This window comes from Bacillus cereus group sp. MYBK227-1, from assembly GCF_051916325.1.
In the GTDB taxonomy this organism is placed as follows: domain Bacteria; phylum Bacillota; class Bacilli; order Bacillales; family Bacillaceae_G; genus Bacillus_A; species Bacillus_A cereus.
The window spans coordinates 516352-532803 of the sequence record NZ_JBQAGK010000003.1 but is presented as its reverse complement, the minus strand read 5'-3'; the positions used below and the strand labels follow the sequence as shown (position 1 = coordinate 532803).

Genomic DNA, 16452 nt, shown 5'->3' with positions numbered 1-16452 from the left:
TGATCATCACCCCATCAATTCAAAATGATACGAAGCAGCACTTAACGCGTATAACGGCGCCGTTTCTGTTCTTAAAATTCTTGGTCCTAAACTACATGGTACAAATTTATGTTCACGAAGCGCTGTAATCTCTTCCTCAGCTAAACCGCCTTCTGGGCCAAATACAATCAATAGCTTTTGACCTGGTTTCATTGTCGTTAAAGCTTTCGCAAAATTAGATTTCTCGCCTTGTTTTGCTTCCTCTTCGTAAGCAACAAGACAAGCATCATACTCACCACTCATTGAAAGCAATTGCTTAAATGATGCCGGAGCATGTACTTCTGGAATTTCACTTCTATGTGATTGTTCCGCAGCTTCTTTCACAATTTTTCTTAAACGCTCAACTTTTTTATCAGCTTTTTTCGCATCCCATTTTACGATAGAGCGAGATGCTTGAAATGGTAAGAATGCAGCTGCCCCAAGCTCAGTTCCTTTTTGAAAAATTAACTCTAGCTTGTCTCCTTTTGGCAGTCCACTTGCAATCGTCACGAAAACAGGAAGTTCACTTGACGCCTCTACCCATTCTACAATAGCCGTATTAATAAATTCACTGGTAATTTCATCAATTGAACATACTGCTGTTTTTCCATTTACACAGCAATAAATATGATCACCAGCTGACATACGCATCACTCTTGCGATATGATGTACGTCATCACCTACAATGCGAATACTTGTCTCATTTACATATTTCTCTTCTACAAAATAACGTTGCATATAATCACCTTAGTAGAGTTTCGTTCCTTTCGTAAGTCAACACTTACGAAAAGAACGAAACGTTATCATTTTTCATATAACAAACGGCAAGTCCCTCACCTTATAGTGAGAGACTCCCCTTTTCATTATAGACTAAAATCTATATTACGCATTTCGTGCAATAATTGCTACCCAATCTTCCATTCGTAACACTTCTTCAATTGTAAATCCAGCTTTTTCTAGCGCCTCAGAAATTACTTTTTCCTTCGCAGCAATAATGCCCGATGTAATAAATAATCCACCTGACTTCACAACTCTTGCTGCATCTTCAGGGAATAATAGAATAATTTCTGCTAATAAGTTAGCTACGATTAAATCAACTGGACCTTCAATACCTTCTAAAAGACTATTTTGTCCAACAGACACGATATCATCTGTTTTATTTAAACGTACATTCATTTCTGCACTTTCAACCGCAACCGGATCTAAATCATACGCTTGAACAGAAGACGCACCTAATTTTGCTGCTGCAATACTAAGTACACCAGAACCTGTTCCTACATCAATAATGTTGTCACCTGGCTGTACTGTTTTTTCTAAAGCACGGATACACATCGTTGTTGTTGGATGAGTTCCTGTACCAAACGCCATACCCGGGTCTAATTCAATGATTTTTTCATCAGGAGAAGATGGTGTATATTCTTCCCAAGTCGGTACGATTGTGAATGTATCAGAAATTTGTACTGGATGGTAATATTTTTTCCAAGCAGTAGCCCAATCTTCTTCATTGACTTCGTTAACGGTAATATTTCCAGTACCAATTTCGATGTCGTAAGATGGAAGCACATCAATAGATGATTTTACACCTGCAATCGCTTCATGTAAAGAATCCGTTTGCGGGAAATACGCTTTTATTAATACACCTTCCGCCGGATATTCATCTGGGTTCAATGCATAAATTTCACCATATTGTTGCTCGCGCTCTTTCGTTAACTCCGCTGGATCCTCAATCGCAACTCCACTAGCACCAGCTTCATGTAAAATATGAGAGACAGCTTCTACTGCTTCTTCTGTTGTATGAATACTAATTTCTGACCATTTCACAATTTACCAACTCCATTTTTTATTTCCATTATTCCCCTTTGAAAGCACGTTTAAGCTTTCCGAATAAACTATCATCCTGCTCTTCTTGTCCTGCAAATTCACGTAATAAATCTTTTTGCTGTGAAGTCAATTTCGTCGGTACAACAACACGAACGACTACATATTGATCTCCTTGGCCGTATCCACGTACATTCGGAGCACCTTTTCCTTTTAAGCGGAATTCTGTTCCAGTTTGTGTTCCTGCTGGAATTTTCAGCTTCACTTTACCATGAACAGTAGGAACTTCCACTTCATCACCAAGCGCCATTTGCGCAAATGTTAATGGCATTTCGCAAATAATGTGATCTCCTTCACGCTCGAAGAATTCATGATTTCTTACATGAACGACAACATATAAGTCTCCTGCTGGTCCGCCATTTACGCCGGCTTCACCTTTTCCAGACACTCGAATTTGTTGACCATTATCGATACCCGCTGGAATTTTAACATTGATTTTTTTACGTTTACGAACTTTACCTGAACCGTGACATGTCGTACATTTTTCTTTAATAATTTGTCCAGTTCCTGAACAATGACCACAAGCTTGACGGTTTACGATACGACCAAACGGTGTGTTTTGTTCAACACTCACTTGACCAGAACCTGAACAATGTTTACATGTTTCTTTTGAAGTTCCTGGTTTTGCTCCACTACCTTTACAAGTATCACATGGATCTTCTACTGGAATTTCCACATTTAATTCCTTACCAAAAATAGCTTCTTCAAAATCTAAAGTGACTTGATATTGTAAGTCAGCACCTTGGCGCGGAGCATTTGGATCACGACGTCTGCCGCCGCCACCGCCAAAGAAAGAACTAAATATATCTTCAAAACCGAAGCCACCGCCGAAGTCTCCTCCGCCGCCAAATCCACCGAATCCTTGATTTGCACCAGCATGACCAAATTGATCGTACTGCGCACGCTTTTGATCATCACTTAACACTTCATATGCTTCTTGTACTTCTTTAAACTTTTCAATTGCATTTTCTTCTTTGCTTACGTCTGGATGGTATTTTTTAGCCAAACGACGATACGCTTTTTTTATTTCATCTGTTGAAGCGCCCTTGCTAAGTCCAAGGACCTCATAATAGTCTCGTTTACTCATAAATTTACAACCCCCGAATCTTTCACATAAACGTAATTTTAACACCGAAAGAAAGTGCTTTGCAACAAAGTTTCCTCACTTACAGTATGCAAAGCGAAAAACTTAAGATCCTCACACATCGCTTCTCATTCGTGAAAAAAGCCAAAGTCAAGGCACGCTTGACTTTGACTTTTTGTCATCTTACTTATTATGTTTACAGTTGAATTACTTGTCTTCTTTTACTTCTTCAAACTCAGCGTCAACTACATTGTCTTTCTTCGCGCCAGCGTCTTGTGCACCTTGCGCACCTTCTGCTTGACCAGCAGCTGCTTGAGCTTGCTCGTATAATTTAACAGTTAATTGTTGTACGATTTCTTGTAAAGCATCTTTTTTCGCACGAATTTCTTCAAGCTCGTTTTTCTCAATTGCAGCTTGTAATGCTTCTTTCGCTTCTGTTGCTTTTGCAACTTCAGCTGCATCTACTTTACCTTCTAAATCTTTTACAACTTTGTCTGTTTGGAATACAAGTTGGTCAGCTTCGTTACGAAGTTCAACTTCTTCCTTACGTTTTTGGTCAGCGTCAGCATTTGCTTCCGCTTCTTGTACCATACGTTCTACTTCTTCATCAGAAAGACCTGAAGAAGATTGGATTGTAATAGCTTGCTCTTTGCTTGTTCCTAAGTCTTTCGCACGTACGTTAACGATACCGTTCGCATCAATATCGAATGTTACTTCGATTTGTGGAATACCACGTGGTGCTGGCGGAAGGTCAGTTAATTGGAAACGACCTAACGTTTTGTTGTCAGCTGACATTGGACGCTCACCTTGTAATACGTGAATGTCTACTGCTGGTTGATTATCAGCAGCTGTCGAGAATACTTGTGACTTACTTGTTGGAATTGTAGTGTTACGCTCGATTAATTTCGTGAACACGCCACCCATAGTTTCAATACCTAAAGAAAGTGGAGTTACGTCTAATAATAGAACGCCTTCTACATCACCAGTAAGTACGCCACCTTGAACTGCAGCACCTAATGCTACAACTTCATCAGGGTTTACACCTTTATATGGCTCTTTACCAGTTTCACGTTTAATAGCTTCTTGTACAGCTGGGATACGAGTAGATCCACCAACAAGAATAACTTTATCTAATTCGCTTGGAGCAAAACCAGCGTCTTTTAATGCACGACGAGTTGGCTCTAATGTTCTTTCAACAAGACCTGCTGAAAGCTCTTCGAATTTCGCTCTTGTTAACGTTAATTCTAAGTGTAATGGACCAGCAGCTCCAGCACTAATGAATGGTAATGAAATTTGAGTTTGTGTTACACCAGAAAGATCTTTTTTCGCTTTTTCAGCTGCATCTTTCAAGCGTTGAAGCGCCATTTTATCTTGACTTAAATCAATGTTATTTTCTTTTTTGAACTCAGCTACTAAGTGATCGATGATAACTTGGTCAAAGTCATCGCCACCAAGACGGTTGTCACCAGCAGTTGAAATAACTTCGAATGTGCCGTCTGCTAACTCAAGGATAGATACGTCAAATGTACCGCCACCTAAGTCATATACTAAGATTTTTTGTTCTTCGTCTTGTTTTTCTAAACCGTAAGCAAGTGCTGCTGCTGTTGGCTCGTTAATGATACGCTCAACTTCTAAACCAGCGATACGACCAGCATCTTTCGTTGCTTGACGCTCTGCATCGTTGAAGTATGCAGGTACTGTAATAACAGCTTTCGTTACTGTTTCACCTAAGTATGCTTCAGCAGAAGCTTTTAAATTTTGTAAAATGATTGCAGAAATTTCTTGAGGTGTATAATCTTTACCTTCAACTTCTACTTTGTAGTCTGTACCCATATGACGTTTAACAGACATGATTGTATTTGGGTTTGTAATTGCTTGGCGCTTTGCAACTTCCCCAACTTGACGTTCTTCATTTTTGAAAGCTACAACAGAAGGTGTTGTACGGTTCCCTTCTGGATTTGGGATAACCTTTGGTTCTCCACCTTCCATAACAGCTACACAAGAGTTTGTTGTACCTAAGTCAATACCGATAATTTTACTCATGGCGAATCCTCCTAGTTTTATGTAAATTATTGATTTACTTTTACCATTGATGGGCGAATCACACGGTCTTTTAATTTATAACCTTTTTGGAATTCTTCCACAACCGCGTTTGATTCAAATTCACTATCTTCCACTTGCATAATAGCTTGGTGTTCATTAGGATCAAACTGTTTACCAACAGCTTCAATCACTTCCACACCTTCTTTAGTCAGCGCTTCTAACAATTGACGATGCACCATCTCCATACCTTGTAACAATGATTTCGTTTGCTCATCAGTCGCTTCCACTTGCATTGCTCTTTCAAAATTATCAAGAGCTGGCAAGATGTCTGAAACTAGACTTTGTGCTCTATATTTTTCAGCAGCCTGTTTATCCATTTGGACACGGCGCTTATAATTTTCAAAATCAGCTTGTAGACGTAATGTGCGACCTTCCGTTTCCGTTAGTTTCGCTTGTAACTCATCTACTTTTTCTTGTAAAAGAGCAGCCTCACTTTTTTCTTCTACAGTTTCTTCACTGTTTTCTGGCGTGACAGCTTCTTCAACTTGCGCTTCTTTTACTTCTTCTACCACTTGTTCGTTACGCTCTTCCACAATATTCACCTCCTTAAAAGGTATTAGGTATCATGCATAGCATGATTACCTAATCATTATATATTACACACAGCAATGAAAATTTCATCACTTGAGCGAATGTATTACTCTCATTTACTTTTTAAGCCCATCAGTAAATTGTCTCGTAAATAACTGTAACAAACTAATTACACGAGAATATTGCATTCTCGTAGGACCTAAAATAGCAATTGTTCCAAGTTGCTCTTCGCCGATCGAATATGTTGCAGAAATTAAACTACAATCCTCCATAGCCGTCGAAGAGTTTTCCCTACCAATTTTCACTTGAATCCCGACTTGTTTATGACGCAAAATGTCATAAAATTCGGCTTCATTATCAATCATGGTAAGTAAAGATCTAACCTTTTGAATGTCATGGAACTCTGGCTGCGAAAGCATATTTGCTTTTCCTCCAAAGTATATCTTTTCCGATAACGGAACTTGAAATGTACCATCCAACATTTTTATTGCACTATCGTAATTATGAACATACCCACGTAAAACTGTAACAATTTCCTTAAAGATTTTATTATGAAGTTCTTCCATCGGTACGCCAGATAGCTTTTCATTTAAAATATTAACCATTTTTTCTAAATCTGATAAATCAACAGATTCCGGAACGGTAATCGTTTTACTTTGTACATGCCCTGTATCGGTTACAATAATAGCGACTGCAGTTTGACGATCAAGCGGCACAATTTGTACATTTTTAAGTTTATTTGTACTTAACTTCGGTCCAAGAACAATTGCCGTATAATTCGTAAGTTCTGATAAAATTTGAGCAGATTGCTGTGCAATTTTTTCCGCTTCAAAAATTCTTTCAGCAAATAAATCTTTAATTTGTACAATTTCAGCGTTCGGTAAGTTTTGCGGCGCTAAAAGATGGTCTACATAAAATCGGTAGCCTTTCTCAGAAGGAACACGTCCAGAAGAACTGTGCGTTTTTTCAATAAAACCTAATTCTTCTAAGTCCGCCATTTCATTTCGAATAGTAGCTGAACTAAATGTGATTTCATCTTTTTTAGCCAACGTTCTAGACCCAACGGGCTGCGCTGATCCAATAAAGTCATCAATAATTGTTTGTAAAATTAAGAGCTGACGTTCCGTAAGCATCTCATCATCACCTCTGTTAGCACTCTTTGTCTTTGAGTGCTAAATCTATTAATAACTTACCAAAATTGACATTCAATTGTCAACGGAAACGTCACGAAATAATGAAACTTTTTCACGCCTATGGAACATTTAATTAGTCAATCAAAAATGATTGGAATACTTCATTCCCTAATAATTTTCCTTTTCGCGTTAAACGCACATGTCCATCTTCCTCTTCAAGCAATCCCTGCTCTTGGTTGCTTTGTAACTGCTTCGCGAAAACTTGATCCATCTCTACATTAAATTTATTGCGGAACGCCGTTTTAGAAACACCTTTTGTTTTTCGAAGCCCTAAGAACAGCTCTTCTTCCATTCTTTCTTTCTCCGTCACTTTGTGAACATCTAAATACGGAAATCCTGTTTCATCAATTTTATTAAAATATTGCTTCAGAGGACCAACATTTTGAATACGTTCTCCGTTCACATAACTATGAGCTCCAGCTCCAAATCCATAATACTCTTCATTATTCCAGTATGTGAGATTATGTCTACTTTTATTGTCACCTTTTGAGAAATTACTAATTTCATACTGGTTATAACCGTGTTTCTCCATTTCATCCATTACTATTTCATACATTTTCGCTTCATGGTCTTCACCCGGAAGACGTAATTTCCCTTTGTTCATTAAGTTATAAAACACTGTTTTTGGCTCCACAATTAATGAATATGCCGAGAAATGTTGTACACCAAGCGTAAAAGCAATATCTAATGTTTCTTTTACATCTTCTATCGTCTGTCCTGGCAAAGCATAAATAATATCTACATTAATATTTTTAAAGCCTACTTCCTGTGCCTCTCGAATCGCGAGGAATGCATCTTCCCTCGTATGCTTGCGCCCGATCTTCTCAAGAAGTTCATCACGGAACGTTTGCACACCAAAACTAATTCGATTTACTCCACCTTCTAGCAGTACATTTAGCTTCTCTTTCGGTAAATCTCCTGGATTCGCTTCAAATGTTAATTCACAATTCGGGGCGAACGGACGCAAATGACGATTAATAATCTCGAGTAATTTTTTTGTCTGTTCCATATTTAACGCTGTCGGAGTTCCCCCACCCACAAAAATCGTTTTCATACTATCAAATGGAACTTTTTGAACCGTATTTATTATTTCCTTCTCTAAATAATCTAAATATTGATCAACCGGTTGGCGTTCAATAAACACTTTATTAAAATCACAATAGTGACAAATGTGCTGACAAAATGGAATATGAATGTATGCAGCTTGTACCAAATATAACTCCTACCTTTCTAAAAAGAAAACCTCCGCACTCCGGAGGGTTCTCTACTTCTCTAACGTATTACGAATTTGTTCCATTCGCATTTTTCCCCAATCATACATCATTTCAACGATCGGTAAAAGTGACATGCCTAGTTCCGTCATATAATACTCAACGCGAGGAGGAATTTCGGGATATACTGTCCGATCAACAATCCCATCTTCCATTAACTCTTTTAATTGGTTCGACAAAACTTTATGAGAAATGCTTGGGAATAACCGTTGTAATTCACTGAAACGATGCGGCCCTTCCACACCAAGATGCCACAGTATCACAACTTTCCACTTTCCACTAATAATAGAAAGCGTCAATTCCTTTTCACAATTAAAATTACCATTTTGTATTTTATCTTGAATATCTTTTCGAATATTTTCGGACATTAACAATCTCCTAACTCTATATGAACTAAAAAGCTCTCTCATTATTGTAAATGAGAGCTGCTCAGATGTCTAAAAAGTAATTATACAGAAAAAAGAAGCCGCACAAACGACTTCTTTTTTATTTCAAATATTAGTTGTCATCCATTTTCAGTACAGCCATGAATGCCTCTTGCGGTACTTCTACAGAGCCAACAGACTTCATACGTTTTTTACCTTCTTTTTGCTTATCAAGAAGTTTACGCTTACGAGAAATGTCACCGCCGTAACATTTTGCAAGTACGTTTTTACGCATCGCTTTAATTGTAGAACGTGCTACAACTTTATTTCCGATAGTCGCCTGAATTGGCACTTCGAACTGTTGTCTCGGAATTAATTCTTTTAATTTCTCTACGATTACTTTACCACGGTCATACGCTGAATCACGGTGTACGATAAATGATAAAGCATCCACTTGTTCATTATTTAAAAGAATATCCATTTTCACAAGTTTAGATGGCTTATAGCCAATTAACTCGTAGTCAAATGATGCATACCCTTTCGTATTTGATTTCAATTGATCGAAGAAGTCATATACGATTTCTGATAACGGGATTTCATATGTTAATGTAACACGCGTTTCATCTAAATATTGCATATCAATAAACGTTCCACGTTTACCTTGGCAAATCTCCATTACAGCTCCAACATAGTCATTCGGAACCATAATTGAAGCCTTCACAAACGGCTCTTCTACACGATCGATAGACTGTGGATCTGGCATATTAGATGGGTTATCAACAATAACATCTTCACCGTTAGTTAAATAAACTTTATAAATAACGCTTGGCGCTGTTGTAATTAAGTCAATCTTAAATTCACGTTCAATACGTTCTTGAATGATTTCCATGTGAAGAAGCCCTAAGAAACCACAACGGAAACCAAATCCTAGCGCTTGAGATGTTTCTGGTTCAAACTCAAGAGCAGAATCGTTTAACTCTAATTTTTCTAATGCATCACGTAAATCGTTATAACGAGCAGAGTCAATTGGATACAGACCACAGAATACCATCGGGTTTAACTTACGGTAACCTGCTAACGGCTCTGCAGCTGGACGTTTCGCATGTGTAATCGTATCACCAACACGTGTGTCACCAACATTTTTAATCGATGCTGCTAAGAAACCTACATCACCTACTGTTAACTCGTCACGTTGCGTAGTTTTCGGTGTAAATACACCTACTTCTGTTACTTCAAATTCTTTACCCGTTGCCATCATACGTACTTTATCGCCAACTTTTACTGTTCCATTTACAACACGAATATAAGCAATTACACCGCGGTACGGATCATATAAAGAGTCGAAAATCATACATTGTAATGGCTCTTCTGAATCACCCGACGGAGCTGGTACTTTTTCAACAATTTGTTCTAAAATTTCTTCAATACCAATTCCAGCTTTCGCAGAAGCAAGTACCGCTTCTGATGCATCTAAACCAATTACATCTTCTACCTCTTGACGTACACGTTCTGGATCCGCACTCGGTAAGTCGATTTTATTAATAACTGGTAAAATTTCTAAATTATTATCAAGCGCTAAGTATACGTTTGCTAACGTTTGCGCTTCAATACCTTGCGCTGCATCTACTACAAGAATCGCGCCTTCACAAGCCGCTAAACTACGAGATACTTCGTACGTAAAGTCGACGTGTCCTGGTGTATCAATTAAATGAAGAATATACTCTTCACCATCTTTTGCTTTATAGTTTAATTGTACTGCGTTTAATTTGATTGTAATACCACGCTCACGCTCTAAATCCATAGAGTCAAGCAACTGAGCTTTCATTTCACGTTGTGTTAACGCGTTTGTTTTCTCTAAAATACGGTCTGCTAACGTTGATTTTCCGTGGTCAATATGAGCAATAATAGAGAAATTACGAATTTTTGACTGTCTTTTTGCTCTTTCTTCTTTATTCATCTATGTTCTCAACTCCTAATAGTCTCGCCAATATACACTAGCACTGATTATATCAATAGAGCAACAAAGATTCAATGAAAACTCGTGCTGCTTACGATACAAATCATTCTATCTATATCTTATGCGAATAAACCATAAGAGACAAACCCTTTTCAAATTTTAAAACGGCTGTCTTACAAACCAGTAAAACAACCGCCTCCCATGTTACTCTTAGCTAAAAATTCCTTTTATTTTCCCAACAACGATATCCGTTCCGAACTTCGTCATTTCATAAGCTACACTTGCTACTGCCATCCCAATTCCTTCTACAACATTAAAACTTCTTAAACGTTCTAACTGTTGTTGTTTTTCTGAGGCCGAAAACGAGCTACCCAAAATTTCTGATTCAGCACCTGTACTTTCTGTCCCTGTCATATGAGCTATTTGTTCATATGACAGTTGCTGATAGCCTTTCATACTTTTCAAACCATGATTAGCAAGTGCCACTCCTGCTATCATCATAAGTAAACATAAAGCCACACTACATATACACAAAAGCGTAAAGCGACTCAAACGATAATCATCTGTTCCCCTCAATGTGTATATGCTCCCGTATTATCTTGATCAATTTGATGATGCAGCGCCGCATTTAAACCACTCGCTATTACATTCGCCATATCCTCAATAAAAGTATCTACTTCTTTTGGGGTTACCATTAAATTATGACCAAGAGGAGATAGCACTTCATAAATCAGCCTTCTTTTTTCTTCTTCTTCCAACGTACCAACAGCACCTAAAAACATATTTCTGCTCTTTTCATCCGGCATATCTTCTTCCGTTAATTTTTTCTTTTCTCCAAATGAAAATCCCGCTGGTAACAAAGAGCGTGAAGGTTTATTTCCTTCTTTCATCTCTCGGCCGAAATGTTTCAAAATAAAATCAATCGTATCACTTGTAATCGAAACAGCATCGACCACAGTCGGAACACCAATCGCGATTACAGGGATACCTAATGTGTCTTTACTTAGTTCTTTACGTTTATTCCCAACCCCCGATCCGGGATGAATTCCAGTATCAGAAATTTGTATCGTGCTATTTACTCGTTCAATAGAACGGGCAGCTAATGCGTCAATCGCAATTACAAAGTCCGGGTTCGTCTTCTCAATAATCCCATAAATAACATCGCTCGTTTCGATTCCTGTAATTCCCATTACCCCCGGCCGAATTGCACTAACAGGCCTAAACCCTTCTTCTACACTTTCAGGCTGTAATTGAAACAAATGTCTCGTTACTAATACATTTTCTACAACTATCGGTCCAAGAGCATCTGGTGTTACATTCCAATTCCCAAGACCTACAATTAAACAGCTTGCTTCTTTTGTAACGCCAACCTCTTCTAAGAAATTAGAAAATTCTTTTGCAAAAATACGCTCCACTTTTTGTTGAAGTTCTGTATCTTGCTGACGTATACCTTGAACTTCAAGCGTTAAATAATTTCCAGGCTTTTTACCCATCGCTTCAGAGGCAGCTTCATCAATTGTTACTTTTGTAATTATAGTCCCCTCTTCTTCTCTCTCTTTTACAATAACTCCCTGTATCCCTTTTTGTTCCTCTTGGCTTTCTTGCAACATTTGATGGGCTTCTACAGCAAGGTCAGTTCTAATGCTATATTTACTTAAATCTAATGGTTCTTTCATCGTATCTCCTCCGTAATTCATAGTAAATATCGTTAGATTTCCCAAAGTTATATAAGGTCATTCTTTCCTTTACGTGAAATTTCATGGATATACTATTGCAATTCTCTTCACCGTTTGATAGAATATCACTTGTTCTATGTAAGAATCGAGTCATTCGATTGCACCAGGGAGGTGAAAAGTATGGCAAACATCAAATCTGCTATCAAACGCGCTAAACTTAGCGAAGAGCGTCGTGCACATAACGCTTCTATCAAGTCTGACATGCGTTCTGCTGTTAAAACTGTAGAAGCTTTAGTTACTAATAACGATCTTGAAAATGCTAAAGAAGCTTTCAAAACTGCTTCTAAAAAACTTGACAAAGCAGCTCGTAAAGGTCTTATCCACCAAAACGCTGCAGCTCGTCAAAAATCTCGCTTAGCGAAACAAGTAAACGCGTAAGGCGTTTAAAAAACGATCCATTTGGATCGTTTTTTTATATACAAAAAAGTTCATGTACTTAGTACATGAACTTTTTTGTGTCATCACATATGATTTAATCGCATTAAGAAAAACTCGAGCACAAGTTTCTTATCCATCTTTCCCGTCTTCATACTATAATCAACTTCCGCTAATTCTATAATCACTTTTTTTAATTCTTCAAAAGAGAAAAACTTCGTTTGATTCATTGCCAACTTCACGCGATACGGATGTACACCAATATGAGACGCAATTTGATTTTGTCCATAACCACGTTGCTGTAGCTCTTTCACTTGATACAACAAGCGGAATTGACTCACTAATAACGCAAGCAATTTAATCGGCTCTTCCTGCTGCGTAAATAATCCATCCAAAATTTGCATTGCACCTGCAATATCTTTTTTCACCACTTTTTCTGTCAAAGCGAATACATTTTGCTCAACGGATTTTGGTACAAGCTCTGCAACAAGTTTCGTCGTAATCTCTCCGCCCATACCGACGTATAACGTTAACTTGTCCATTTCCTTCGCCAACATTGTTACATTACTTCCCACAAGCTCTAGCAACAAACTAACAGCCGCGTTATCAATATGCACATGCACTTCATCTGCACGAGCAACAATCCACTTCTGAACATCCTGTATTTGCATCGCATTTGCTTCTACTACATCTGCTGTTTTCTTTAATAGTTTTGTAATTTTTTTTCGCTCATCAAGTTTTTCGTAAGGCGCAACAAAAACAAGAATAGAAAATGGAGAAGGTTCACCAATGTATTCTTCTAAAATTTTTATATTTTGCTCTAACTTTTCTTTTTGCGAAGTCAAAAATAGCGGTGATTTTATTAACAGTACTTTCCGTTCTCCGAAGAAAGGAAGCGTACGCGCATCCTCAACCACATCTTCTAAATACGCTTCTTCTAAATCGTATGTCACAACATTAAACTCTCGATCTTCTTCTTCAAGTGCTTCTGTCGTAATAAGCTTTATCGTTTCATTTATAAAAAAAGCTTCCGTTCCATATAGTAAATATAACGGAGCAAACTGTTTCTTTTTAATTTTTTTATGTATATCACTCATACTTTTTCCTACTCCCTAACTTGGCAATATATATTTATACTAATGCCCTAGCTTTTGTTTTACAAGTACAAAGGAACAGGCTTTATAACCCGTCCCTTTATTTATATTAAACGCCACGCAATAAGCCCCGGGTTTCTTATTGGTGTGCGGTAATCACCTTCCCTTTATTATTCGCAATAAAAATTTGAGTATAAGTGCCAACTGTTAACATGCTTGGAAACGAAAAACTCACATTACTTCATGATTTAAAAGTAGCAAAAAAGCTCGTTTTCTCTTCATATGGAAATTGTAGATTTTTTTCTGACAATATTTTATACTAAAGTGGAATGTTGGGGAGGGATTCTAAATGAATGATTTTGAACAAAACGTTCAAAGTAAACGCAATGACGCTATTGATTCAGGGGTAGGATTTATCGTCTCATTTGGTTTTTTCGCAACACTTTTCATCATTGCAACTGTTATTAAATTTATCGGTTCTTAAAGACTGCCACTTCATGGCAGTCTTCTCTTTTTCATCTATTATGTGTTTTATCATATGTGATTTTACTTTTAAAGGTTCCATTTTCCCCTTTAAAAACATAGGAAATAGCACCTTGCTTGTCCGTGCGCCATATCGCACTCCCCATCTTCTCAAAACGCTCTATCACTTCTTTATGCGGGTGTCCATACCTATTCTGCTTACCAACAGATATAATCGCTACACGAGGCTGTATGACGTTCAAAAAAGGCTCTATAGATGACGTATTACTCCCATGATGAGCAACTTTTAAAACATCCACTTGTAAATCTGGATATGCCTCTACTAAAATCTTTTCCCCTTCTTCTTCCAAATCGCCTGTAAATAGCCACTTCAACCCTCCAAATTTTGCCCATATTACAATTGAAGCGTTATTTTCGCTTTTTTCTTTTCCTTTTGGAGCTAAAACGAAAAATTCCGCTTCATTTACACTCCAACTCGCCCCTTCCCCCACTTCAGTTATTTTCATTTCCTTTTCTAATGCCTGTTTCTTGACTACTTTTTCTAATACTGCATCTTTTCCCTTTCGGCCAAATACCACTTCTTTTACAGGTATATATGATAATAATTCTTGCGCAGCACCTATATGATCTGCATCTCCATGCGTTACGATTAATTTATCAATTGTTTTAATACCTTCTTTTTGTAAAAAGGGTATTAAAACATCATTCCCAACAGAAAATTCATGCTTTTTTTGTTGCCATTCTTCCTTATTCACACGAAGCGTTCCACCTGTATCAATAAGATAAATCCCTTTATCATACGGAAGGCGAATTAATATTGCATCACCTTGTCCAACATCAATAAATGTTACACTTCCGCTTCCTCTAAAATATGGATATACATAATGACATGTGCTAATAAAAATAAATACACTCGCAACTATACAAACCATTTTTTTCGGCGCTCTTCTTTCCCAAACCATCAATATACTGACAATACTCGCGCAATATACAGCTACAAGATTGAAGGGCGTTTCCCCGAAGATAAGCTGGGTAAATGGTAAACTTTCACAATAACTTAGAAAATCATTAGACATACTCAAGCCTATTGATAATACATCCGCAAATCCTTTTGCAAGAAACGGGACAATTGGCATACACAGTAAAATAATAATGCTACATGGTAATACAATGATAGATAAAAACGGAACGTATAAGAGATTGAGGAGAATGCTATATGGAGAAAAATAACCAAAGTGATATAACAAAATCGGAGTACTAACGAGCTGTGAAATGATAGAAATATAAATAGAATTTCGGATTACTCCGTTGCTACTCCCTAACAATAACGGAGCAGACAAAAGTAAAGCGAAGCTACCTACAAAAGAAAACTGAAATCCAATATTAAAAACAAGATAAGGGTCATATATAAGCATACATATAGCTGTTACACTTAAAGCATCTAAACTAGATAAACGAATCGAGCACATAAAAGCAATCAACATCAAAACCCCTGTTATAGAAGCTCTTATAACAGAGGGTGAAGCCCCTGCTAAAACCATATACAAAGGAATACAAATGATAAGGCAAATTGTTGCTACCTCCCTCGTTGCACCGCTTCTTAGCAAAATAAAATATACTATCACCATCAACAATACAATGTGTGAACCTGAAATTGCTAACAAATGTACAAGACCAAATTGTTGATATTGCTCTTCCACTTCAAACGTCATTTGTTGTCTATCACCAAAGAGTAATGCATTCATAAAAGCACCTGATTGCTCTGGAAACATTTCTGTAACTTTCGAGATTGCTTGTTGCCTTAAAAGAAGAATCCATTGCGTGAACGACAGTGATGTTTTATAGCATTCAGAAATATATGTAGCCTCAAATGTGAAATGAATATGTTGCTTGTATAAATAATCACGGTAATTAAAACCATGAAAATTCCGAGCTGTTTCCGGTTCTTTCCTCTCACCCTCGAATACACATGATATCCCTGCGTATAATTGTTGCATTTTTTTCTTTTCCAAAGCTGATTTTATTCTATAACTTAACTGCACTATATTTTTATTCTGATCTTCAAATTGAAAAGATAGGCGATCCCCATTAACAAGCGGTGTGTTTTGTATAACCCCTCTTGTAACTGCATAGGGCTTCCCTAGAGGCTTATTCCATACTTGAACATAGGAAGTGTATATAACGCTACTAAAGCACGCTACAATACAAAAAATGAAGGTTTTACGCGAAGTGCGATATAAACAGAAGAAAACATTTAAAAAGAGGCAAAAAACTATCAATAAAAGTGACGAGGAAAAGGCAATTGCAATCCCTATTATAAACGAGATTGCAACATACCCCCATTGTTCTTGCAACTTATACTCA

At 37.4% G+C, this 16452-nt stretch carries 15 protein-coding genes; 2 read left to right on the top strand and 13 right to left on the bottom strand.

Annotated features, from left to right (window positions below; translation table 11 throughout):
- Positions 1-6: 6 nt before the first annotated feature.
- From ACTFRM_RS16010 to gpr, 11 genes are all read right to left on the bottom strand, one after another.
- Positions 7-756, bottom strand: a complete 750-nt coding sequence (locus tag ACTFRM_RS16010; protein ID WP_001190154.1) for a 16S rRNA (uracil(1498)-N(3))-methyltransferase — start codon at positions 754-756, stop codon at positions 7-9.
- Positions 757-900: 144 nt separating this feature from the next.
- Positions 901-1839 (bottom strand): 50S ribosomal protein L11 methyltransferase, encoded by a 939-nt coding sequence (gene prmA, locus ACTFRM_RS16005; protein ID WP_440043455.1) that lies wholly within the window; start codon positions 1837-1839, stop codon positions 901-903.
- A 28-nt stretch (positions 1840-1867) separates the two neighbouring features.
- Positions 1868-2983: a chaperone protein DnaJ gene (dnaJ, locus tag ACTFRM_RS16000; protein WP_000043947.1), complete on the bottom strand. Its 1116-nt coding sequence runs from the start codon at positions 2981-2983 to the stop codon at positions 1868-1870.
- Positions 2984-3187: 204 nt separating this feature from the next.
- Positions 3188-5023: a chaperone protein DnaK gene (dnaK, locus tag ACTFRM_RS15995; protein WP_000034700.1), complete on the bottom strand. Its 1836-nt coding sequence runs from the start codon at positions 5021-5023 to the stop codon at positions 3188-3190.
- A gap of 26 nt (positions 5024-5049) precedes the next feature.
- Positions 5050-5616 carry a nucleotide exchange factor GrpE gene (grpE, locus tag ACTFRM_RS15990; RefSeq protein WP_000392711.1) on the bottom strand — a complete coding sequence of 189 codons (567 nt, stop codon included), beginning with the start codon at positions 5614-5616 and terminating at the stop codon, positions 5050-5052.
- Between the two features lie 114 nt (positions 5617-5730).
- Positions 5731-6747, bottom strand: coding sequence for a heat-inducible transcriptional repressor HrcA (gene hrcA, locus ACTFRM_RS15985; protein ID WP_000954941.1), 1017 nt, complete (start codon positions 6745-6747; stop codon positions 5731-5733).
- 133 nt (positions 6748-6880) lie between these two features.
- A complete protein-coding gene (hemW, locus tag ACTFRM_RS15980) occupies positions 6881-8020 on the bottom strand; it encodes a radical SAM family heme chaperone HemW (RefSeq protein ID WP_000249433.1) in 1140 nt (379 codons plus the stop codon).
- Between the two features lie 51 nt (positions 8021-8071).
- A complete protein-coding gene (locus ACTFRM_RS15975; protein WP_001293539.1) occupies positions 8072-8446 on the bottom strand; it encodes a winged helix-turn-helix transcriptional regulator in 375 nt (124 codons plus the stop codon).
- Positions 8447-8576: 130 nt separating this feature from the next.
- Positions 8577-10400: an elongation factor 4 gene (gene lepA, locus ACTFRM_RS15970; protein ID WP_001030951.1), complete on the bottom strand. Its 1824-nt coding sequence runs from the start codon at positions 10398-10400 to the stop codon at positions 8577-8579.
- A 210-nt stretch (positions 10401-10610) separates the two neighbouring features.
- The gene (locus tag ACTFRM_RS15965) at positions 10611-10976 is read right to left on the bottom strand and encodes a YqxA family protein (protein WP_001215037.1); all 366 of its coding nucleotides are present in this window, start codon (positions 10974-10976) and stop codon (positions 10611-10613) included.
- The gene (gene gpr, locus ACTFRM_RS15960; RefSeq protein WP_000662618.1) at positions 10973-12076 is read right to left on the bottom strand and encodes a GPR endopeptidase; all 1104 of its coding nucleotides are present in this window, start codon (positions 12074-12076) and stop codon (positions 10973-10975) included. Before gpr ends, ACTFRM_RS15965 begins: the two co-directional genes overlap by 4 nt.
- A 180-nt stretch (positions 12077-12256) precedes the next feature.
- Here gpr and rpsT point away from each other — a divergent pair, with 180 nt between their 5' ends.
- Positions 12257-12514, top strand: a complete 258-nt coding sequence (rpsT, locus tag ACTFRM_RS15955; RefSeq protein WP_001274011.1) for a 30S ribosomal protein S20 — start codon at positions 12257-12259, stop codon at positions 12512-12514.
- Between the two features lie 83 nt (positions 12515-12597).
- On the opposite strand, the gene holA is transcribed toward rpsT, so the two are convergent.
- Positions 12598-13608 carry a DNA polymerase III subunit delta gene (holA, locus tag ACTFRM_RS15950; protein WP_440043454.1) on the bottom strand — a complete coding sequence of 337 codons (1011 nt, stop codon included), beginning with the start codon at positions 13606-13608 and terminating at the stop codon, positions 12598-12600.
- 346 nt (positions 13609-13954) lie between these two features.
- Here holA and ACTFRM_RS15945 point away from each other — a divergent pair, with 346 nt between their 5' ends.
- Positions 13955-14089 (top strand): YqzM family protein, encoded by a 135-nt coding sequence (locus ACTFRM_RS15945; protein ID WP_000997609.1) that lies wholly within the window; start codon positions 13955-13957, stop codon positions 14087-14089.
- 31 nt (positions 14090-14120) lie between these two features.
- On the opposite strand, the gene ACTFRM_RS15940 is transcribed toward ACTFRM_RS15945, so the two are convergent.
- Positions 14121-16442, bottom strand: a complete 2322-nt coding sequence (locus tag ACTFRM_RS15940; protein ID WP_234574211.1) for a DNA internalization-related competence protein ComEC/Rec2 — start codon at positions 16440-16442, stop codon at positions 14121-14123.
- Positions 16443-16452 lie beyond the last annotated feature (10 nt).